The following is a 21,465-nucleotide window of genomic DNA, read 5'->3' as shown; positions in this document are numbered from 1 at the left end:
AGCCGGCCGCGCGGGGTCTTGCCACGGGTTGCTAGGTCGCGAAGGTGGCGAGGCTCTGTCCCTCGGGGCCCTCCCGCAGCTCCCGGAGCGCCCGGTCCCGGAGCTGCCGGACGCGTTCGCGCGTCACGCCCAGCAAGCGGCCGATCTGCTCCAGCGTGTGCGGGTCTTCGCCCTGCAGTCCGTAGTACAGCCGCACCACGCGCGCGTCGCGTGGCCGCAGCCGGCGCAGACCCTCGGCGATGTGCCGCTTCAGCAGGCGCTGCTCGACGACTTCCTCGACATCCGTCTCGTCCGCGAGGAACCGCTCCGCGAGATCGCTGTCGTCGGCGGCCCCGACCCGCGCGTCGAGTCGAACCTCGCGCGCGTTCAGTCTCCGCAGCAGCGCGACCGTGGGCATCGTCAACCCCGTCTCCTCGGCGAGCTCCCGATCGCTGGGCTCACGGTCGAGGGTCTGACGCAGTTCACCCCGCGCGCGGATCATACGCGCCAGCTCGTTCGCCCGATTGAGAGGCACCCGCACCGGCCGGCCCTGCTTCGCGATGGCGGACAGGATCGCCTGGCGGATCCACCACACGGCGTAGCTGATGAACTTCACGCCGTGGTCCGGGTCGAACTTCCGGGCAGCGATGACCAGGCCGACGTTCCCCTCCTGAATCAGGTCGAGGAAGCTCAGCCCCTTGTTGCGGTATCGTCGGGCGATGGAAATGACGAAGCGGAGATTCGCGCGGATGAGGCGGTCGAGGGCGGAGGAGTCGCCGCTGCGAGCCGAGCGCGCGGTCTCACGTTCCTCGCTGGGGCTCAGGAGTGGATAACGACCCAGCTCCTCGAGGTAACGTTCCAGGATGTTCGGCGACAAACCCTCGCGATCCATCGCAACTTCCTCTCTCTGACGTCGACCCGGTCAGGCTCCCGATTCCGGCTCCGTCGCGCGCGGACCATCCGACGCTGAATTGAAAATAACGCGGATCGCCCGCGCCGCAAAAGATATGGTCGGGTGAGTGCGTCAGAACCGGCCGCGGGCGCGTTCGCGGGCCGGGAGGACCTCGAGGCAGGTGGTCCACCACCCCGTGACGATCGTCTCCACGAACTCCTCCGGCAGTCCTTCGTCGCGCATCTCGCCGGCGAGGCGCTCGTGATCGTAGCTCACCGGCACGAACTCGAGACTCGGCGGCGCCCCCGTGTCGGCGCCGAAATCGAGCAGTGCGTACCACACCTCCGGCCGCCCGTCGTTCGCGGGCCTGCCCAGGACGCCGACGTTGGCGAAGAATCCGCCGCCGGGCAGCGGGCGATGCCAAGGGATCCCGGTATGGGTCGCGAGCACGATGTCCGCCTCGTACTCGCCGGCGAGCCAGGCCAGAAACTGTGTTGAGGTCGCGGATTCCCAGAGGAACTCGTTCATGCGCCGGGGGCTGCCGTGGCACATGAGCACCCGCGTCCCGTTCGCCTCGAGGCGGATCTCGCCGGGGAGGCGGCCCATCCAGCGGCGCCACCGCTCGTCCGTGTTCCGGAACGTGTAGCGGTACGAGAGCCGGGCGAAGTAGTTGTCGCGCGGGTCGGTGTAGCCGCACTGGCAATCATCGAGGCCGCGCGCGATCGAATCGTCGTAGTTCCCGCGCAGAACGCGAACGTCGTGGTCGATGAGGAGCGGAAAGACCCGGTCCGGGTGGGGGCCGAACGCCCCGAGGTCGCCCAGGCAGTAGATCGCTTCCGCCCCCCGGGAGGCCGCGTCCTCAATTGCCGCCGCCAGCGCCAGGTGATTGCTGTAGACGCCGCCGAAGACGGCGATCCGTCGCGGTTCAGGAGACATCCTGCCCGATGCCCCCGTAGTTGGAGCAGATCGCGCCGTGCAGCCAGCACGTGTGGCACGCGGACTCGCCGAGCCGCACCGGGCGGGACGCCTCTTCGAGCGTCGAACCCATGCGCGCCGCGGGCGTCTCGATGAGGATGGGACAGGCGTAGATGCCGCGGTTCGTCACTACCCGGCTCGACGCGCAGAGCAGCTGGTTCTCGTCGTATCCCTCCAGCATCGCCTCCGTCACGCGCTCCTCATCCGCATAGGGGCGCACCCGGTCGGCTTCGCGTCCGATGCGGAGCGACGGGAGAATCTTGAGCCGCGGGTTCTCGTACCCGAGCGACCGAAGCCGTGCGACGAAGGCTTGTCGAACCTCTTCATCCCGTTCCGGTTCCCATACCTGCGTCGCGGTGATGATCGGAAGGAATCCCTCGGCGAGCAGCTTCCGGACGCCGTCCATCGCGCGATCGAAGGTGCCCGCGCCCCGGATGGGGTCGTTCGTCTCGGGCGACGGCCCGTCGAGGGAAACGCGCATCTCGAGCGAGTAGCTCGCCGCGCGGGCGGTCCGGGCGATGGGCTTCAGGGCCCGCGCGGGGAGCAGAGTCCCGTTCGTCAGCACGGAAGCGGGCCCCCGCTCCAGGGTCCGTTCCAGCATGGCGGGGAGGTCGGGATGCATGAAGGGCTCGCCGCCGGTGAAGTAGTACTCCTTGACGCCCCACTTCTCGGAGCGCCCGAGCCAGTCCTCGACCTCGGCGAGGGAGAGAAACTCGAAGCTGTCGTTGTCCGGGGCACAGCTGATGAAGCAGTGGACGCAGCGCAGGTTGCAGATCGTCCCGGTCACCTGAAACCAGAGCGTGTCCAGGTGGTCCAGCCGCACGAGGGGCGCATCCGCGCGCGGCTCCGCAGCCGGACCCGCGCCGTTCGACGCGGGCGCGGGCGAGTGGATCTTCCGCGCTCTCGCGCTGTCTCGCTGTGGTTCGATCGGCAGCGCCGATCCAGGCATCGGACAAACCTTTCCTTACCGCAGGCTGTTGATCCTACCGCGCGCGCCGGGGCACGCGCGAACGAGCGCCGGGGCGCTCAGGAGCCAAGCGCCCGTGGCGCATGCCAACAGGCAGGTCGTGCAAGGTCTTCAGGCCAGGAGCGGCACTCCCGAGCCGAGCCGCGCCTCCACTTCCTCCTCCGCGGCTTCGATCAGCGCCAGCACCGGCTTCGGATCGCGCGGAGCGGAAGGTTCGAAGGAGAAGATGCGCAGAACCCGCGCCGAGTGGTGCAGGGAACGCCCGAGCCGCGGGATGTCGATGAGGCCGCGCTCGCCCAGCGCCGTCAGCCGGCGAACTTCGCCGTCGTTCCGCACGAGGAGCAGGTTGAGCTCGAGCATGCCCGGGTAGCTCGGGTAGTCGAGCATGACCGCGCCCTCGGCGAGTCCCCACTCGAGCGCCATGCGCCGTTCGAGCGCGGCGACGAGGTCCGGGCGCCGCGACGGCCACGACGACAACGCGTCCGGAAGCTGATCGCCCGTCAGCTCCACGAGCCGCTTCGGAAGGCGCCGGTCGACGAGCGCCCGCAGCAGCTTCGCCGCCCGGCCGACGGCGGACGCGCCGTCGTAACCCGCGCCCGCCGACGATCGTTCGATGCGCCGGCCGATGAGCGCGAGCAGTTCCTCGTCGCTGGGGCCCGCCAAGTCCTCGGACGCGAGCAGTCCGCTGCCGAGCGCCGTCTGCACGAGGCGCACGAAGGTCAGCGTCGCGGCGCGCACGGCGTGGTGCCAGTAGACGTTGCGGAACATCTGGTACTTGGAGAAGAGGAGCGTCTCCAGCGCGCTGAGCCCCTTCTCGCTGACCGCGAGTTCGAGCCGGCGTCCCTCTCCCTCCCGGGCGACGGTGAGCGCGGGGAGCAGGCGGTCGACGTCCACGGCCCCGTACGGCACGCCGCAGAAGAGGGAGTCGCGCCGGAGGTAGTCGATCTTGTCGAGGTCCAGCGATCCGGAGATCAGTCCCTGCAGCGGGTGGCCGGACCTCCCGCGGATGAGGGCACCGATGCGCGCCGGGGCATCCGGGCCGTACCGCTCGAGGACGCGCCGGATGGGGTCCGCCGCCATGAAGCGCGCCGCGATCTCCTCGTGGTCTCCCGGGATCGCGCTCGGACCGAGTTCCTCCACCGCGTGCGAGAAGGCGTAGTGCCCCACGTCGTGGAGGAGCGCGCCGAGACGGACGACCGGCAGTTCGCCCATGTCTTCCGCATCCAGCGCCTCGAGGTGTCCGTCGCGCTCCAGACGGGAGATGGCCCGCGAGACGAGATGGTAGACGCCGAGGGCGTGCAGGAAGCGGTTGTGCACGCCGCCGGGATACACGAGGTGCGCGAAGCCGAGTTGCTTGACCCGCCGCAGGCGCTGGAACTGCGGCGCGTCGAGAATCTCGGCCGCGTCCCCCTCCACGCGGACGTTCCCCCACAGGGGATCACGGATGGTTCGTATTCTGGCCATGGGCGTCGCTGAACATGATCCGCGCGGCGTTCAACGGCCAATCAACCGGGGCGGCGGCATGTGGCCCGCGGCATACGGCCAGTTGGAGGTGCTGGCGGTGTTGCGGCGCGGTCGGGACGTTCGCGAGCTTGGACCCGTCAGGGCTTCGGCAGGGGCTTTCCCACGGGAGCACGAGCAGGCGGAACGGAGGCGGCGTGGAGATCAAACGCGACCGGATGGTGCACCTCGGGTACGCGAAGTACTGGCGCTCCGACCAGATCGTCGGACTGCTCCCGATCGAGGAAGATCGTGGACCCGGCCGGCGCACGGAGGTCTTCGTCGCCAGCCGTTCCGAACCCGTTACGGCCTCGCGATCCGAAGCTTCGATCCTCCGGGACATGGCGTCGCTCCCGGACGAGGCCCGGGTGGCCGAGGCCGGCTCCATCGCCGAGGACCTCGTGGGCGCGCTGCGCGACCTGTCGCCGGTGCTCAAGCGGATGCTGAAGAACGAAGAGGGTTTCGACGTCGAGTACTGGGCCGGCAGACTGCGGCGGGTCATGGAGTCGGACGATGACGGCCAGGAGGACCTCTTCGGCTGACGGGAGGCGCGTGGCCGCCTCCACGGTGGCCACCGCGGCGGCGGTCGCCCTGGCCGTGCTCTGTTTCGCCTCCGGCGCCGGAGCCCAGGAGATCCCGGCAGCGCCGGCCGAGGCTCCGCGGGCCGGGGGCTCGGATGGCTGGAACTCCGAAGCGGCGCTTCTGCTCATCGGGCACGCGATCGATGCGCGGCGGTACGCCTGGGCCGACAGCTCCCTCGAACGATTTCGGGCCGACGTGCAGGGGCACGTGTACTACCTCGGCGACATCCTCGGGGAGCGGCACGTCATCCGGGCGGACCAGGTCGCGGTGGATGTGCGCTGGCAGCGCCCGGACCGCTCGATGCAGACGATCGTCGGGCGCCGGCACGAACTCCGGCTGCCCACCACCATCCACTATCACCTCGACCACCTCTTTCTCGTCCTCGACAACTTCGGGGACCGGATCCGGATCGGAGACGGCCACGGCCAGGAGATCCGTGACGTGCTTCATCCCGCGGCGGCCGGCGCGCGCGAGTTCTACGAATACCGGCTCGCGGACTCGCTCGAGATCCGGGTCCGCGACCGAACGGCGCGGGTCTTCGAACTCGAGGTCCGTCCGCTGGACGGGACGGACGCGGGCGCCGTGGGGTCGCTCTTCGTCGAGCGGGAGACGGGGGCCATCGCGCGGATGCGGGTCACGTTCACCCCCGCCGCCTATCGCGACCCGCAGATCGTGCGGCTCGTCGTCGACCTGCGCTCGGCCCTGCAGGAGGGCCGCTACTGGCTGCCCGACGAGCAGGAACTCGAGATCGTGCGCTCCCTTCCGTGGTTCGACTTCCCGCTCGAGACGCTCGTCCGGACCCGCCTCCGCGTCCTCGACTACGACTTTGGCGAGGAGGCGCTCTTCGGGCTCGGGCCGGGAGACCTCATCTACAGCTATCGGGACGAGGAGCTGGCCCGCTTCGACGCATGGGAAGACCCGCTGTTTGCGGGACCGCTCGAGGGAGGAAGCGCCGACGGCGATCTGGGGGCGGCCGTCGCGGACGCACGCGGACTCCTGCTGCGGCGGACCCTGCTCGGGGGGCGACGCTGGCAGTTGGCGCTTCCGAACGCCTCCGGGGGGATCCGGGCGCGGCGTTCCGAGGGCCTGTTCGTCGGGGCGGGAGGCACCTACCGGCCGAACGACCTCACGCGGGTGTCGTTCGGGGGCGGCCATGCGATCGGGGAGGCGCGGCCCCAGGCGAGCCTTGGGCTGCGCCGACGGGTGGGGGCGGTCGAGGTGGAGGTCGACGGCTGGCTGCGGGCTCACCGCGATGTGGGGCCGCCGGCTGGCGTCGGGGCGTTGCGGACGCTTGCCCTCCTCGCCGGGGGAGAGGACTACGAGGACCCCTACCTCACGACCGGCGGACGGATCGGGATCGCGCGCCGCGAGGGTCCCGTGCGCTGGCAGGTCGGCGCTTCCTTCGAGCGTCACCGGAGCGCCGGACTGGTCGTCGGGACCGCGCCGTTCGGAGACCGGCCGCTTCGCCCCGTGCGCCCGGTCGACGACGGGGAGCTGGCCCGGGTCGATGCCGGACTGACTGTGGAGCTCCAGGGCGGGCCGGGGACGCGGTGGACGCTGGAACTCGCGGGAGAAGCAGCGGCGCCTGGCATCGGGGACTTCGGCTACACGCGCGCCACGGCCGCGCTGCGGGCCCGGGGGTATCCCGGTGGCGCGTGGACCTGGGCGAGCGGGATCGAGTTCGGGGCCGCGGGCGGCACGCTGCCGGCCCAGCGCCTCTTCCTGCTCGGGGGGCGCGGTTCGCTGCCCGGCTACGAGTTTCGCGGCTGGGGCGGGGACCGCATGGCGCTGTGGCGTGCCGAGGTGTCGCGCGCGATCGCGTCCCCCTGGCTGCGGTTGCGCGCCATCGGTGCCGTCGGCCGGGCTGACATCGGCCGCGCCGGCGAGAGCGCCGCCCGCCGCTTCGGCGTGGGCGGAAGCGAGGGGCTGCGGGCCTCGGCCGGCCTCGGCGCGGGCCTTTTCTACGACATCCTGCGCCTCGACGTCATGCGCGGAGAGGACTGGATCGTCCTCCTCTCCGTGGACCCCCGATTCCTCAGGATCCTGTAACAACCCCCGCCGGGAGCGTGGCCGGCAGTCTTGTTTCCCGGGGCGGGCGATGTAAGGATTCACCGTGGATCGTTGCGTCTCCCGCGGGAACGCGGTGAGCGCGACGCAAACGCGCAAGAAGGTCTCCCGCTTGAGGTTCGCACATGAGTGACGCCGAGATCACGACCGAGACCCCAACCGGTCATTCCCGCAGGACGTTCATCAAGGGGGTCATCGCGACCGGCGCGGTGGTCTCCTCCTCCAGCCACCTCTTCCGGGCCCGGAGCCTGTCGGCCAGCGCGGCCGTGCGGGCGTCGATGCCCCGCATGATCTCGCTGAACGTGAACGGGGTGTCGCGTTCGGTCGATGTCATGCCGCAGGAGACGCTGGCCATGACGCTCCGCTACAAGCTGGGGCTCACAGGCACGAAGCTCGGGTGCGACCGCGCGGAGTGCGGCGCCTGCACGGTGCTCATCGACGGGGTCTCGCACTACGCGTGCTCGATGCTGACGAACGCGGTGCGCGACCGGTCGGTGACGTCGATCGAGGGGCTCGAGAGCGCGGACGGCACGCTGCACCCGGTGCAGCAGGCGGTGATCGACGAGGGCGGCTTCCAGTGCGCCTTCTGCGCGCCCGGCTTCATCATGAGCATGGTCGCGCTCACGAACGAGAATCCGGAGCCCACGCGCGAGGAGGCGGCCGAGGCCCTCTCCGGCAACCTCTGCCGCTGCGGGGACTACAACAAAATCCTGAACTCCGCCATGCGTGCCGCCGAGTACGCGCGGCGCATGGTGTGAGGGGAGGACGATCATGGCGCTAATCGGACAGGACATTTCGCCGCCGGATCTGCGCGCGAAAGTCACGGGACGAGCCAGGTACGCGGAGGACTTCAGGGCCGAAGGCATGGTCTTCGCGAAGCTCCTCCTCAGCCCCATGCCGCACGCCCGCGTGCGCAGCCTGGACGCGAGCCGCGCGCTCGCCATGCCCGGCGTGCTCGGGATCCTGCGGGCGAGCGAGGTCAACCAGCCCGACGCACCGGGCGAGGCCGCGCTCACGGATGAGCCGAAGTACGTGGGCGAGCCCATCCTGGCGCTGGCGGCGGTCGACGAGACGACGGCGGCGGACGCCATCGAGCTGATCGACATCGACCTCGAGCCGCTCCCGTTCGCGATCGACCCGCTCGACAGCCTGCGGCCAGGCGGACCGGACGCCCGGGTTGAAGGCAACGTCAGACGCTTCGGCGAGGACGGGCCGGAATGGGTGTCCCTGAAGTGGCCGCAGGCGGAGTTCGACGCGGCGGAGGCCGAGAATCGGCTGCCGATGGGCGATCCGACGGACGAGTGGTCGCACGGAGACCTCGACGCGGCGTTCGCCGACGCGGACTACGTGCTCGAGGACACCATCGTGCACCAGTCGCTCACCCACCACCCGATGGAGCCGCGCAGCTCCATGGCGTACTGGGAGGACGGGCGCTGCTACCTGTACGGATCCACGCAGAGCACCCAGCGCACCCACCAGGCGCTGGCGGGGCAGCTGGGCCTCGAGCCGGAGGACGTCGTATTCGTGGGCCAGTACTGCGGCGGCGGCTTCGGCTCCAAGATCGCCGGCGCCACGATCTACCAGGTCACCGCGCTCCTCGCGAGGAAGATCCAGCGACCGGTGATGATGCGGATCAACCGTTACGAGGAGAACTACATCGGGCGTGCGCGTCCCGGCTTCCAGGCCTGGACGAAGATGGGCTTCCGCAGCGACGGGAAGATCACGGGGATCGACCTCTACATCATCCAGGACCACGGGCCGTACGGACGGTCGGGCGACTACAACACCGCGGGCGCGGTGACGGACCTCATGTACCAGCCCGACGCGATGCGCTTCCGCGGCCTCACGCTCTACACGAACACGCCGCCGCGGGCGGCGCAGCGGGCGCCGGGCGGCGCGCAGATCGTCGCCATGCTGGAGCCGCTCGTCGACAAGGCGGCGCGCGAACTTGGGATCGACCGGGTGGATATCCGGAAGATCAACGCCCCCACGCACGACTCGGAGTTCGGGCCGGGGCGGGCCACGACGACGAGCGCCTTCGTGCGCGAGGCGATCGACGTGGGCGCGGAACAGTTCGACTGGGCTGGCAAGCAGGCGCTCAGCGGACAGCGGAACGGGACGAAGGTCACGGGGGTCGGGGTCGGGCTGAGCCCGTACGTCGGCGGTTCGTCGGGGTTCGACGGGCTCCTCCTCATCCGCCCGGACGGGAAGCTCTACATCCACCAGGGGATCGGGAACCTCGGTACGCACTCGATGGCGGACACGGCCCGGGCCGCGGCGGATGAACTCGGCCTCGAGTGGGACGACTGCGCGGTCATCTGGGGCGACAGCTCGCAGCACCACCCGTACAGCTCGGTGCAGGCGGGGAGCCAGACGATCCACGCGCACACGCGCGCCAACTACGCCGCCGCACTCGACATGAAGCGGAAGCTGCAGGAGGTCGCGGCCGCCGCGCTGGGCGGCGCGGCGAGCGGCTACCGGGTCGAGGGCGCCCGCGTGACCGGACCGGGAGGCTCGATGAGCTTCGCGCAGGCCGCGGAGCGCGCCATCGCCATGGGCGGCGAGTACTCCGGCCAGGAGTTGCCGGAGGACATCAACGACTACACCCGGGGGTCCGCCACTCAGCTGGCGGGCCAGGGCCTGATGGGCGTCGCGCGGGACAACTTCTCGCACGAGGGCTCGACGTGGTCGTGGGTCGTGGGCTTCGCGGTCGTCGAACTCGATACCGAGACCGGCGACGTGGTACTCGTCGACTACACGGGCTCCGCCGACTGCGGGGTCGTCGTGCACCCGCGCAGCCTCGCGGCGCAGATCCACGGCGGCAGCGTGCAGGGCTTCGGCCAGGCGCGCAGCCAGAAGTGGGTGTACGACCCGAAGTGGGGCGTGCCGTTCGCCCACCGACTCTATACCGCGAGACCTCCCGGCATCCTCGACGTGCCGCTCAGCATGGACTGGGCGGCGGCGGGCGAGCCGGACCCGCAGACGCCGATCGGCGCCAAGGGAATCGGGGAGCCCCCGGTCGGAGCCGGATCCGCGGCGGTCACCTCCGCGATCGCGGACGCGCTCGGCGGGCGCTGCCTGTGCCGGATCCCGCTGACGACGGACGTGATCCTGGCCGAGCTCGAGGGCCGGGCGCAGCCGCACGCACTCACCGAGATCCACAGCTAGGGGAGATAGGACGATGGCCGTGATTCGCGACATGATGCCCGCGTTCGAGCTCTTCCAGCCGACGAGCGTGGACGAGGCGCTGGACGTGCTCGAGCGCCACGACAACACCTGGGTTCTGGCCGGCGGCCTCGACTCGATGGACTGGTTCAAGGACCGCATCAAGCGGCCCGACGTCGTCGTCGAGCTGGGCTCCGTGAGCGAGCTGACCGGAATCCGCGCGAGCGGGGACGGGCTTGAGATCGGCGCCATGACTTCGCTGCGCGACGTGGCGGCGAGCGAGGACGTGCGGTCCCGCTTCGGACTCCTCGCCGACGCCGCCGTCGAGGTGGCGACGCCGCAGATCCGCAACCAGGGGACGCTGGGCGGCAACCTCATCCAGGACACGCGCTGCTGGTACTACCGTGGCGGGTGGCCGTGCTACCGCGCGGGCGGAAACATCTGCTACGCGGGGACGCCCCGCTCCATGAACCGCGAGCACGCCGTGACCGGACAGAGCCGCTGCGTGGCGGTGAACGGGGCCGACACGGCCGGGGCGCTGGTCGCGCTCGGCGCGCAGATGATGGTGCGGAGCCAAGGCGGCGAGCGCGTCTACGAGGCCGAGGACTTCTTCGTCGGCCCGGAGATCGACATCGAGCGTATGACCGTGCTGGAACCGGGAGATCTCCTGACGCACGTGCGCATCCCCGGCGACTGGGCGGACGCGCGCTTCTACTGGGAGAAGGTCCGCGACCGGAAGTCGTGGGACTGGGCGCTGGCCAGCGTGGCCGCCGCGATCGTCGAGTCGAACGGCACGATCGAGCGCGCCCGGATCGCGCTCAACGGCGTGGCCCCGACGCCGGTGCGGCTGACCGACGTCGAGGACCTCATCCAGGGCATGCCGGCGAACGACGACACCGGCATGGCGGCCGGCGAACTCGCTACGCGCGGCTTCAAGCCGCTGCGCCACAACGACTACAAGGTGCCGCTCGCGCGGAATCTCGTCCGGCGCGCGGTGCGAGGAGACATGGCCTAAATGGAGATCCTCAGAACGGCGCCGAATCCCTGGGGCCAGGAGGTACTCGTCGGCGTCGCCTGGGATCTGCTCTGGGCCGCCGCCATCGCCGGTTTCCTGTTCGTGGTCGGGCACCATCTGTACGTCTGGATCATGGCGCCCAAGGCTCCGAAGACCGCGCCGGAGGCGGCGCCCGACGTGCCCGAGCGGGTCGAGCGCCACTCACAGGCGTCCCGGACCTTCCACTGGCTCATGGCGGCGACGATGCTCACGCTGCTGGTCACGGCGTTCTTCCCCGTGATCGGCGTCCAGTTCGCCTGGGTCACGATTCACTGGATCGCGGGGATCGTCCTGACGCTCCTCATCATCTGGCACATCATCCACGCCTCGACGAAGCAGGATTTCTGGTCCGTGTGGACCGGGGCGAAGGAGATCGGACAGGCGTTCCAGGCGGCCGGGAAGTTCCTGCGCCGCCAGCCGGCCAAGGAGGAGCGGTCCGGAAAATACCCGCTCGACCAGCGGGCCTACCACAACGCCGTGACGCTCGTCTCGCTCGGGGTCATCGTCACGGGAATCCTCATGATGTTCGGGGTCGACACCTGGTTCTGGGCGAGCAATCCGTATTTCCTCTCCGACTCCACGTGGGGGCTCGTGTTCGTCCTGCACGGGCTGTGCGGCGTCGGGCTCGTCACGATGGTCATCGCCCACGTCTACTTCGCCATCCGGCCCGAGAAGCGCTGGATGACCCGCTCCATGATCAAGGGCTGGATCACGCGCGAGGAGTACCTCGAGCACTATGATCCCGACCTCTGGAAGCTGGGGACGGAGCCGGCCGGGGCCGAGATGGCGGGGGGGAGCGCGTCGTCCGCGGACGCCGACGGGGTCGTGCCCGCTTGAGCCGCGAGGAGCTGAAGGCTCACATCGAGGTGCTCGAAAAGGCGTACGAGTTCTTCCTCTCCTACGCCGCGCTCGGCGCCGAGCGTGAGGAAGCCTCGAAGGTCGGCGGCCAGTTGCGGGAGTACCTGAGCCGGGCGGATGCCGCGCTCCGGGCGCTGGCGGACGACCTCGGCGGCCTGGTGGCGGCGGAGGGGCTGGAACCGGCGGGCGCCTACGGCGAGATGATCGACGTGACTTCGGCCGATGCCGCGCGGGCCGGGGCGGCGGTCCGGATCGTCCTCACCCAGGAGACGATCAGTTCGCAGTTGATCGACAACCTCAACGCCTCGTCCCACCTGAGGGCACTCCTCACCGACCTCTTCCTCCTCGACGACGTCGTCTGAGTCTCTCGTGAGGGGCGACGGCGTTAGCCGTCCGTGCGCGTGAAGGTGAAGGTGCCGATGGGCTCGTCCGAGAAGGGGCTCTCGCCCCGCAGACTGCGGATCGGTTCCTTCGGCTGGGTGTCGTCGTTGGCGGAAGTGTACACCGGGCCGCTGTCCGTCCCCGCGTCGTAGGGATAGAGGACGACCTCGAGTTCCTCGATCCAGTTTCCCTCGTCGTCCCGTAGCGAGAGTCCCGACACGCCCACGAACCAGTCCGGGCTCGGGGCGATCATCGTGACGAGGGTGACGAGCGGAAACTCCTCCCGCAGCGCGATCGCCTGAATCGTCGTGCTCCCGGGGCTGCGGATCCCGGAGCCGTTGACGACCGCCAGCGCGTCTCCCGGGATTTCGGCCTGGATCTCCGCGGTGAGCGTGGAGGTGCCGCCCGTTTCGGCCATGCTCTCGATCCCCGGCGTGGCTATGCCGTCCCGGGCCCAGAAGGTCACACCGGCCTTGTGCACGGCGCCGATGAGCGGTGAGAAGTGGGCCCCGCCCGGAAAGTTCGTCGGGTGCGTCGACGCGCTCCACGTCGCATCGAAGACCACGCGGTACGTCGCCGTGGTCGCCGCGACCGGGGGCGGCGGTGGTGGCGGTTGAGGCTCCGGGCCCGGTCCGGGATCGGTCCCGGCACCCCCGCACCCCGCCATCGCGGCGAGAGCGACCGCGCCCACCACTGGCCGAAGCCACGCCTGTCGACACTCCGCAACCGTGGGAATCATGGTGGCTTTTATCCGATCGAGTCCGCCGAAGGTTCCGGTTTCCCGGCGAGAAGCCGGCGGCGACTCAGGCGCCGGCGTGCCAGGCGGCGAGGACCTCGGCTTCCATCTCGGCGGGGAGGCCGGCCCGGGGTTCGGCGCGGCGATCCTCGGGGAGCGAGTTCCACCACTCGACCGTGTCGCGGGCGGTGTCGGCGAGCGGGCGGAAGGTGAGCCCGGCCTGCACGGCGGCAGCGACGGAAACCTGGTTCATGCCGACCGTTTCCCCTTCGGGCGGCGTCCAGTTCGTCATGTGGCCCCAGGGCGCCACCTCGTGCTCCTGCATGAACTCGGTCGACACCCAGGTGAACGTGGCGTTGGAGCCGAGCGCGGCGCGGATCTCCTCCAGCATGGCGCCGAACTGCTGCACCTCGCCCGTGGCGTTGTACGTGCCTCCGTTCCCGGGGCCCTCGACGAGGCGCACGATCCACTCGGAGAGGTCGCGCGCGTCAACGTTCTGCACCGGGTCGGCGGGGGTGTTGGGGGCGAGCACCTCCCCTCCGCGGTCGACGCGGACCGGCCAATACGTCCAGCGGTCCGTGTTATCGCCGGGCCCGACGATGAGCCCCGGGCGCACATTGATCGCGTTCTCGCCGAAGGCGTCGCGCGCGTACTGCTCGCAGCGCGCCTTCCTGGGCCCGTAGCCTCCGTCGTCCTCGGCCTCGTCGGGCGACAACTGGCCGACGTGATAGTCCTCGTCGATCCCGACCTGGGCGAAGTCCGCGTAGGCGGAGATGGAGGAGACGAAGAGGTAGCGGTCGACCTGGTCGCGCAGGAGCTCGGTCGTCGATGCGACCCAGCTCGGGTAGGAGGCGGAGTTGTCGATCACCGCATCCCACTCCCGGCCCTCGAGGGCCGACAGATCGCTCGTCCGGTCGCCGATCAGGTGCTCCACGCGCGCGAAGTAGTCCTGGTAGAAGGGCGGCTCGGTCTGCCCGCGCGTGAAGATCGACACCTCGTGGCCCCGGTCGAGCGCGTACTTGACCTGGTGCGGACCGATGAAGCGGGTGCCGCCGAGGATGAGGATGCGGAGCGGGCCGCCCTCGCTCCCCGCGCAGGCGGCCGACCCGAAGGCGCCGAGTACGCCGAGCGCCCCGCCGGCCCGGGCGGATGTCTTCATGAACTCTCGTCGGGTCTGGTTCCACGCCATCGTGATCTACTCCCTTTCTGTGCCTGCTTCTGTGCCTGCTCCTGTGCCTTCCTCGCCCGGCGCCCTCTCTGCGGCGCGGGGTCCGGACCAGCCGTATGCGTCCGCCACCGTGATCGCGATCTCCGCCGCGAGCTCGCTCCCCGAGTCGGAGTTCGTCATCACGAAGACGCCGTCGTCGCCGTCGATGTACGCCGCGAACGTGCAGCGGAAGCCCTGGTTCGAGCCGCCGTGCCGAAAGCGTTCGCCATCCTCCGAGATCGCCGGGCCCAGTCCCCAGTCGTCGGCGTCGGGCGTCAGCATCTCTCGCGCGAGCGCTTCTCCCAGCACGCGGGTCGACTCGCCCTTCCAGGCACGCTGCATCTCCCGGGCGTAGAGCGCGAGTTCGCTCGGCGTCGTCCACAGTCCGGCGGCCGCCTGTTCCGGATAAGTATGCCACCCGCCGGGAACCCGGTCGCCGTTCGGCCGGTAGCCCGTCGCGATGTCGTCCTGGCGCTCGGGGGGAATCGGCTGCTCGTACGTCGAGCGCGTCATGCCGATCGGGTCGAGCACCTCCTCGCGCATGACCTCGGCGAACGGTGCGCCGCGGACGTCCGCCACGAGTTGCTGCATCACGGTGTAGCCGCCCCCGGAGTAGCGCCAGCTCTCCCCCGGCGCCTTGTAGACGCGCACGGGGTCCGTGTTGCCGCGCCCGTCGAGGACGCCCGGCCCGTCCGGCGCCTCCTCGGCCGGCCCGTAGCCCGGGAAGCCCCACACGGTGAGGCCGGCCCGGTGCGTGAGGAGCCCCCGCAGGGTGACGGGCGCCTGCTCCGTGAACTCGTTGTCGGGCACCTGCCAGCTCGTGAGGTGGGCGTTGACGTCGCCATCGAGGTCAACGCGGCCCGATTCGACAAGCCGCAGCGCGGCGAGCGCGGCCACGGGCTTGGAGATGGAGGCCGCCTGGAAGAGCGTGTTCGGCGTCACGGGGCGGCCCGATTCGACGTCGGCGAGCCCGTAGCCGCGAGCCCAGGCGATCTCGCCGTCGACCAGGACGGCGACGCTCACGCCGGGCACACCCAGTTCGGCCATGCGGTCGGCGAGCGAGGACCGCACGACCGGCTCGCCCCGAACCGTGAAGGTGGGCAGCAGCGAGGACTCCACGATCGCCTGGGGGGAGCCGTCCGCAGCCCCTTCCGGCACGGAACTGTCGGGCGTGGGCGGCGGCGCGCACGCGAGCGCACACGTGAGCACACACAATGTCCAGGCGATGAGGACGGTCCGGGCTGCGTTCACGGTCCCTTCCCGAATTTGCAGTCGTACCAGCTGCGGCCGATCCCGAGATCGACGCGCAGGGGGACGGTCAGCTCGATGGCCCCCTCCATCTCCTCGCGCACGACCCGGCCGATCGATTCAACATCGGACTCCGGGGCCTCGATGAGCAACTCGTCGTGCACCTGGAGCAGCATGCGGGACCCGGTCCCCGCGAGACGTTCGTGCAGCCGGATCATCGACACCTTGATGAGGTCCGCCGCCGATCCCTGGATCGGGGAGTTCGTCGCGGTCCGCTCGCCGTAGCCGCGGATCCCGGGGTTCCTCGACCGGATCTCGGGGATGTAGCGGCGGCGCCCGAACAGCGTCTCGACGTAGTTCCGCTCCCGCGCCAACTCCTTCATCTCCTCGAGGTACGCCGCGACGCCCGCGAACCTCTCGAAGTATCCGGCGATGAACTCGCTCGCCTGCCCCCGCGAGATGCCGAGCTGCTGCGCGAGCGCGAACGGGCCCTGGCCGTAGATGGTCGCGAAGTTGATCGTCTTCGCCTGCTCGCGCATGGTCGGCGTGACGTCATCCGGCTCGACCCCGAAGATCCGGGCCGCGGTCTCGCGGTGGATGTCGCGCTCCGCGCGGAACGCTTCCACGAACGCCTCGTCCCCGGAGAGATGGGCCATGACGCGGAGTTCGATCTGCGAGTAGTCCGCTCCCGTGAACAGGTGGCCCGGTGCGGCGACGAACCCCTTCCGGATCTCGCGTCCCAGCGCCCGCCGGATCGGAATGTTCTGGAGGTTCGGATCCGAGGAGGAGAGTCGGCCGGTCGCGGCGATGGTCTGGTTGAAGCGCGTGTGGATGCGTCCCCGGTCGTCAATGAGCCGCGGGAGCACGCTCACGTACGTGCCGTCCAGCTTGTCGAGCTCCCGGTGTTCGAGGATGAGGCGGGGGAGTTCGTGGCCCATGGTCGCCAGTTGCTCGAGCACGGACTCGTCCGTTGAGGGGCCGGTCTTCGTCTTCTTGAGGACGGGCAGCGCGAGCCGGTCGAAGAGCAGCTCCCGCATCTGCGGGACGGAACGGAGGTTGACCTCGGTCCCGGCGATCTTGTGGATCTCCGAGCGCACGGCGTCGAGATCGCCGCGCAGACGCCCCTGCAAATCGTCGAAGAAGTCGAGGTCGATCGCAATGCCGGCCCGCTCCATGCTCGCGAGCACCGTGACGAGCGGCATCTCCACCTCGCGGAAGAGGCGGCCCATGCCCGTGCGGACGAGGTCGGCCTCGTCGACCTTCGCGAGCCGGTGCAGGAGGGCGGCGCGCGGCCCGGCCCACTCGGCGACCCGCTCGGGCTCGATCGATGCCAGCGGAAGACGGTTCCGTCCGGTGCCCGTGATGGCGTCGCCCGTCTCGAGGCCGACGCCGAGCCGGTCGGGTGCGAGGGTGGCGAGGGCGCGGTCGCGACGGGCCGGATCCAGACAGTAGGAGGAGATCTGCGTGTCGAACGCACCGTCGTCGTCGAGGCCCCCCAACTCGACCTCGTGCCGGCGCAGGAGTTGGGCGGCGTACTTGAGATCGTGCCCGAGTTTCGGCGTGTCCGAGGCCAGCAGGTCGCGCAGGCCTCGCATGTCGGACGACATCAGCTCCGGCAGGCCCACGGGCTCTCCCGCATCGAAGGCGAGCGTGGGGTTCCCCGCCGCGTCGTGCTGGACTTCCGGGGCCCGGTGCCCAAGGGGCAGGTAGAAGGCGCGCTCCTCGGAGGCGGCGAGCGCGAGGCCGACGAGGTCCGCGGCGAGCGGATCTTCGGAGCTGCCCGCGACGAAGAGTCCGATGCGCGCAGCTCGGGAGCACTCGGCCAGCACGGCGGCCAGCCGATCGGCGTCGGCCACCACGACCACCTCCGCGGCGAAGCGCTCGGCCTCGGTCGCCGGAGCCTCCAGCTCCCTCAGCAGGTTGTGGAACTCCAGGTCGCGGAATACGGACGCGGCTTTCCCGGCGTCGAGCGGTCGCGACCGGAGGCCCTCCAGATCGAGGCTCACGGGCGCGTCGGTGCGGATCGTCACCAACCGCCGGGAGCGCCGAGCGTCCTCGGCGTGCTTGAGAAGCGCGTTTCGAGCCCGAGCCGCCGTGATTTCCTCCACCCGCGCCAGGATGGACTCCAGATCGCCGAACTCCCGGATGAGGGCGGGCGCGATCTTCTTTCCGATGCCGGGGACGCCGGGGACGTTGTCGGACGAGTCGCCTAGCAGCGCGAGGAAATCGGTCACGCGCTCCGGGGGCACGCCGAACCGTTCCTCGGCGTTGGCGGGCGTCACCCACACCTGGTCGACTCCGGCGGGTCCGCCGCGGCCCGGATTGAGCAACGCGGTGCGTTCGTCCACGAGCTGGTGGAAGTCCTTGTCTCCGGAGACGATGACGGTGCGCAGACCCTGGCCCGCGGCTTGCTGCGCGAGGGTCCCGATCACGTCGTCCGCCTCCCACCCGTCCGCCTCGATGACGGGCACCCGAAAGGCGGCGAAGATCTCCCGGCAGCGGGGGAGGGATGCCCGGAGTTCGTCGGGCATCTTCTCCCGCGTGGCCTTGTACTCCGGGTAGATGTCGGTGCGGAAGCTGTCGCCGGCATCGAACGCGACGCCGAGATAGTCGGGGGCGTGATCGGCGATCAGCCGCATGAGGAAGCGGGCGATGCCGTAGGGGGCGGACGTGTTTTCGCCGCTCGAGGTGGTGAGCGGGCGGTTGATCATGGCGAAGAACGCGCGGTAGATGAGCGCGTAGCCGTCGAGCAGGAACAGCGACGGACCGGCGGACTGCGGGGGTTTCACCACGCGTGGCGCTGCCACACGGCGTTCACGGGCCGGCGGGGAGGGTCAACATGGCATCCAGTATGTCCCTGGGGCCGTCCGCGGCAAAGCCCGGCGACAAAAAAACGCCCCGCCGCGAGGGGCGGGGCGCGTGAAGCTCCGGCTACGGCCTCCGGTCAGGCGGTGCGCACGACGCGGGTCGCGTGCAGGCCCTTGTCGCCCTGCGTGAACTCGAAGTCCACCGCCATCCCTTCGACGAGCGTCTTGTACCCGTCCATGTCGATGGACGAGTAGTGCACGAAGACGTCATCGCCGCCGTCGGGCTGCTCGATGAAACCGTACCCCTTGGAGTCGTTGAACCACTTGACCGTACCTGATGGCATCCTGCCTCCTGCGTACCTCGGTGATGGGTGTTGCGGGCGCTCCGCGCAGCTGGTTGTGCGTCGTTTTTCGCGCCGCCGGACACGAGACGTTGCTATGCTACGGGGGCCATTTCGACCCGTCAACACGCCGTCCGGAACGACCGGTTCAGGGGTTCGGGACGCCCAGGTCCGGGTACAGGAAACGGTAGATTTCGGCCAGTTCCGTGACCGCCCGGACGTACTCGCGCGTCTCCCGGTAGGGGATCCGCTCGACCAGTTTTTCGTCGTCCGCGAACTCGGGAAAGTCGCGCCAGCGCGTGTATCGGTGGGGGCCGGCGTTGTAGGAGATCATCCCCGCGATATCGAAGCCGTCGAAGCGGCCGAGGACTTCCGACAGGTACCGGGTCCCTAGCATCAGGTTGACCTGCGGGACCGTGAGCTGGTGACGCCGATAGCCTGCGAGTCCGGCGCGGGAGGAGACGTTGCGGGCCGTCTCGGGCAGGAGCTGCATGAGACCGATGGCATTGGCGACGGAACGGATCTCCGGGTCGAACATCGACTCGCGACGCGAGAGTCCGGCGACGAAGTGCGGCGGGAGTCCGTTCCGCTCGGCCGCGGCGACGAGGGCCTCGCGGAAGGGCAGCGGATAGATCGCTTCGAGGAGCGGGCGGGTCCAGCGGCCGCGAATCGACTGCGCGCGCCAGCCCTCGCGGATTCCCTCCCGCGTCCATTCCGCGTCGTTCAGGGCGTGGGCGAAGGCAAGGATGGCGCCGTAGGTCCCCGGGCCGCGCTCGCTGGCGCGGCGGTATTCCCGGCGCGCGCGCTCGGGCCATCCCACCTCTCGCAGCACGTTCATGCGCCGGAGCGCCGTGGCGTGGATGGGATCGAGGTCGGGCAGCGGCTCGCCGTCCCCGATTCCGACCGCGGCCAGGCGATCCGTGCCGGTGCGGGGCTCCGCGAGGATCGCGTAGTAGTCGAGCGGGCTGTACCTGAGGGCGCGGGCGTAGAACGCGCTCGCGCCCTGGGTGTCGCCCAGCGCCTCCGCGACCTTGCCACCCCAGTAGATCGCTCCCTGGACCCACTCGCCCTCCGGGTAGCGCTCACGGTATTCGGCCAGGAGCATCCGCGCCTCCTCGTAACGGCCCTCGTGGTACGCGAGCAGCGCGAGCCGTTCCAGCGACCGCGTCCCGTAGCTCGCGTCCGGGAACGCGCGGTAGGAGCGCTCGAAGCCCTCCGCGGCGATGTCGGGGCGGCCGGCATCGTGCTCGAGGTCCGCGATGAGGTAGGCGGCGCGGGCGGCGACATCCCCGGAGCCGCGGGCGGCCGTCTCGCGAGCCTCGTCGGCGTCGCCGTGGCGACCGAGCGCACGGTAGATGCTGGCGGCGAGCATCCACAGCGACGCCCGGGGCGCGGCGACGGAAGCGGGGTCCCCGGTCCACGGGGCCAGCGCCTCGGCCGCCCGCGCGGGAGCGCCCAGCGCCATGTACGCCGACGCGAGGGATTCGGCGATGCCCGGGCGTTCGGCCGCCGGTGCGAGCTCCAGCGCCTCCGCCAGATAGCCGGCGCCGCGGGAGTGACGTCCTGCGCGGGTGTCGGAGCGCCCGACATCGCGCAGCGTCCGCCAGGACCTGGTGAGCGCGAGGAGCGCGGGTCCCGTCTCCGGCGTCTGGAGGCCTCTCCTGATCGCATCCGCGAAGGCCGACGCGGCCGAGGCGGAATCCCCGACCGCCAGGTAGTGCGGTCCGAGGTGCCGGGCGGCGAGGACGTTCCGGACGCCTTGGCCGGCGCGGCTCGCGAGCGCGGCCCCACGTTCCGGATCCTCGAGCTTGAAGGCCAGGCGGGCTGCGGGGAGGCGCGCGGAATCCGCCGGAACGCGGGCCTCGCGCACGATCGAGTCGGCGAGGGCGAAGGCGTCCCGGTCCTCGGCCTCCGCCAGGGCGTAGAGGCGCGAGAGCCGCAACCACGAAGCGAGTTCCGGGTGTTCGCCCTCGGCGAGCGCGAGCTGGTCCCGCGCTTCGTACCACTGGTAGCGCCGGTAGGACACGCGGGCGAACTCGACGCGCGCGCGAAGCGGCGGGGTCCCGTCGATCCCGCTCAGATACGCGCGGTAGTGCGCCGCGGAACGGGTCAGGCTGTCGAGCCCCGCGTACGCCCGCGCCAGGAGGACCGTCGCCTGCGACGGCGCGGACGGTGGCCAGCTTTCGCGCTCCGAGAGGAGGTCCAGCACGGAGGCCCATGCCCGCTGATCCGCGAAGGCCCGCGCCGCCAGCAACACGGCCTCGTCACCCTCCACCTCGCCCGCGGCCAGCGCGGGCGCCAGGAGAGCCGATGCCGAGACCGGCATCCGGGCTTCGAGAAGGCGCCGCGCCCGTTCCAGCACATCGGCGTCTGCCGACATCGCCGCGACCTGTCCGGGGCCGGGGGCGCGCGCCGCGCTCCCGGCCTGCGCGGCGAGCGCGGACGTCAAGGCCAGCGTCAGTAGCGACCCCAGCCAGGGAGCGCGCAGCCCGTGGATGCGCACGAGGCGCCGGATTCGCCGCTGAACATGCACAGGAAGGCCTCCTTCCCACGTCGTCCCCACCCCATTCACTTCGGGCCGTGGCAGCCCGTGGCCCGACACCGAACTTCGATGCTCCGGTGCCCTCGATGCAAGCCGAGGGCCCGGGCCTCCGAACGAAAAACGGCCCGCCGGGATGGCGGGCCGCTTGTTCGGAATCCCTTGTG

At 70.5% G+C, this 21,465-nt stretch carries 17 protein-coding genes; 7 read left to right on the top strand and 10 right to left on the bottom strand.

The window, feature by feature from the left end; all coding sequences use genetic code 11:
* Positions 1–31 precede the first annotated feature (31 nt).
* The 4 genes from RN743_RS07245 to RN743_RS07230 all read right to left on the bottom strand — a co-directional run bounded on the left by RN743_RS07245 (position 32) and on the right by RN743_RS07230 (position 4,277).
* A complete protein-coding gene (locus RN743_RS07245; RefSeq protein ID WP_310778165.1) occupies positions 32–871 on the bottom strand; it encodes an RNA polymerase sigma factor RpoD/SigA in 840 nt (279 codons plus the stop codon).
* A gap of 132 nt (positions 872–1,003) precedes the next feature.
* Entirely contained in the window at positions 1,004–1,807 is an 804-nt protein-coding gene (locus RN743_RS07240) for a metallophosphoesterase family protein (protein WP_310778163.1), read from the bottom strand.
* A complete protein-coding gene (locus RN743_RS07235; RefSeq protein ID WP_310778160.1) occupies positions 1,797–2,795 on the bottom strand; it encodes a radical SAM protein in 999 nt (332 codons plus the stop codon). Before RN743_RS07235 ends, RN743_RS07240 begins: the two co-directional genes overlap by 11 nt.
* Before the next feature lie 129 nt (positions 2,796–2,924).
* The gene (locus tag RN743_RS07230; RefSeq protein WP_310778158.1) at positions 2,925–4,277 is read right to left on the bottom strand and encodes an HD domain-containing protein; all 1,353 of its coding nucleotides are present in this window, start codon (positions 4,275–4,277) and stop codon (positions 2,925–2,927) included.
* A gap of 194 nt (positions 4,278–4,471) precedes the next feature.
* On the opposite strand from RN743_RS07230, the gene RN743_RS07225 reads away from it, so the two are divergent.
* The 7 genes from RN743_RS07225 to RN743_RS07195 all read left to right on the top strand — a co-directional run bounded on the left by RN743_RS07225 (position 4,472) and on the right by RN743_RS07195 (position 12,401).
* Positions 4,472–4,855 carry a hypothetical protein gene (locus RN743_RS07225; RefSeq protein WP_310778155.1) on the top strand — a complete coding sequence of 128 codons (384 nt, stop codon included), beginning with the start codon at positions 4,472–4,474 and terminating at the stop codon, positions 4,853–4,855.
* The gene (locus RN743_RS07220) at positions 4,827–6,944 is read left to right on the top strand and encodes a hypothetical protein (protein WP_310778152.1); all 2,118 of its coding nucleotides are present in this window, start codon (positions 4,827–4,829) and stop codon (positions 6,942–6,944) included. The genes RN743_RS07225 and RN743_RS07220 overlap by 29 nt, the downstream gene beginning before the upstream one ends.
* Positions 6,945–7,087: 143 nt before the next feature.
* Positions 7,088–7,720: a 2Fe-2S iron-sulfur cluster-binding protein gene (locus tag RN743_RS07215; RefSeq protein WP_310778149.1), complete on the top strand. Its 633-nt coding sequence runs from the start codon at positions 7,088–7,090 to the stop codon at positions 7,718–7,720.
* Positions 7,721–7,733: 13 nt separating this feature from the next.
* Positions 7,734–10,130, top strand: a complete 2,397-nt coding sequence (locus tag RN743_RS07210; protein WP_310778146.1) for a xanthine dehydrogenase family protein molybdopterin-binding subunit — start codon at positions 7,734–7,736, stop codon at positions 10,128–10,130.
* Positions 10,131–10,143: 13 nt separating this feature from the next.
* A complete protein-coding gene (locus RN743_RS07205; RefSeq protein WP_310778143.1) occupies positions 10,144–11,142 on the top strand; it encodes a xanthine dehydrogenase family protein subunit M in 999 nt (332 codons plus the stop codon).
* On the top strand, positions 11,143–12,018 hold the full coding sequence (locus RN743_RS07200; protein ID WP_310778140.1) for a cytochrome b/b6 domain-containing protein: 876 nt from the start codon (positions 11,143–11,145) through the stop codon (positions 12,016–12,018).
* On the top strand, positions 12,015–12,401 hold the full coding sequence (locus RN743_RS07195; RefSeq protein ID WP_310778138.1) for a hypothetical protein: 387 nt from the start codon (positions 12,015–12,017) through the stop codon (positions 12,399–12,401). Before RN743_RS07200 ends, RN743_RS07195 begins: the two co-directional genes overlap by 4 nt.
* A 23-nt stretch (positions 12,402–12,424) precedes the next feature.
* Here the strand turns inward: RN743_RS07195 and RN743_RS07190 are convergent, their stop codons facing one another.
* The 6 genes from RN743_RS07190 to RN743_RS07165 all read right to left on the bottom strand — a co-directional run bounded on the left by RN743_RS07190 (position 12,425) and on the right by RN743_RS07165 (position 21,292).
* On the bottom strand, positions 12,425–13,159 hold the full coding sequence (locus tag RN743_RS07190; protein WP_310778136.1) for a spondin domain-containing protein: 735 nt from the start codon (positions 13,157–13,159) through the stop codon (positions 12,425–12,427).
* A gap of 64 nt (positions 13,160–13,223) precedes the next feature.
* The gene (locus RN743_RS07185; RefSeq protein ID WP_310778134.1) at positions 13,224–14,315 is read right to left on the bottom strand and encodes an NAD-dependent epimerase/dehydratase family protein; all 1,092 of its coding nucleotides are present in this window, start codon (positions 14,313–14,315) and stop codon (positions 13,224–13,226) included.
* A 36-nt stretch (positions 14,316–14,351) separates the two neighbouring features.
* The gene (locus RN743_RS07180; protein WP_310778132.1) at positions 14,352–15,614 is read right to left on the bottom strand and encodes a serine hydrolase domain-containing protein; all 1,263 of its coding nucleotides are present in this window, start codon (positions 15,612–15,614) and stop codon (positions 14,352–14,354) included.
* Positions 15,611–18,403 carry a DNA polymerase I gene (gene polA / locus RN743_RS07175; protein ID WP_310778131.1) on the bottom strand — a complete coding sequence of 931 codons (2,793 nt, stop codon included), beginning with the start codon at positions 18,401–18,403 and terminating at the stop codon, positions 15,611–15,613. The genes RN743_RS07180 and polA overlap by 4 nt, the downstream gene beginning before the upstream one ends.
* Before the next feature lie 152 nt (positions 18,404–18,555).
* Entirely contained in the window at positions 18,556–18,762 is a 207-nt protein-coding gene (locus RN743_RS07170) for a cold-shock protein (protein ID WP_310778129.1), read from the bottom strand.
* A gap of 145 nt (positions 18,763–18,907) precedes the next feature.
* Positions 18,908–21,292, bottom strand: coding sequence for a transglycosylase SLT domain-containing protein (locus RN743_RS07165; RefSeq protein WP_310778127.1), 2,385 nt, complete (start codon positions 21,290–21,292; stop codon positions 18,908–18,910).
* Positions 21,293–21,465 lie beyond the last annotated feature (173 nt).

It is taken from the genome of Candidatus Palauibacter scopulicola, from assembly GCF_947581915.1.
GTDB lineage: Bacteria > Gemmatimonadota > Gemmatimonadetes > Palauibacterales > Palauibacteraceae > Palauibacter > Palauibacter scopulicola.
This window is presented reverse-complemented; position numbering and strand designations above follow the sequence as displayed.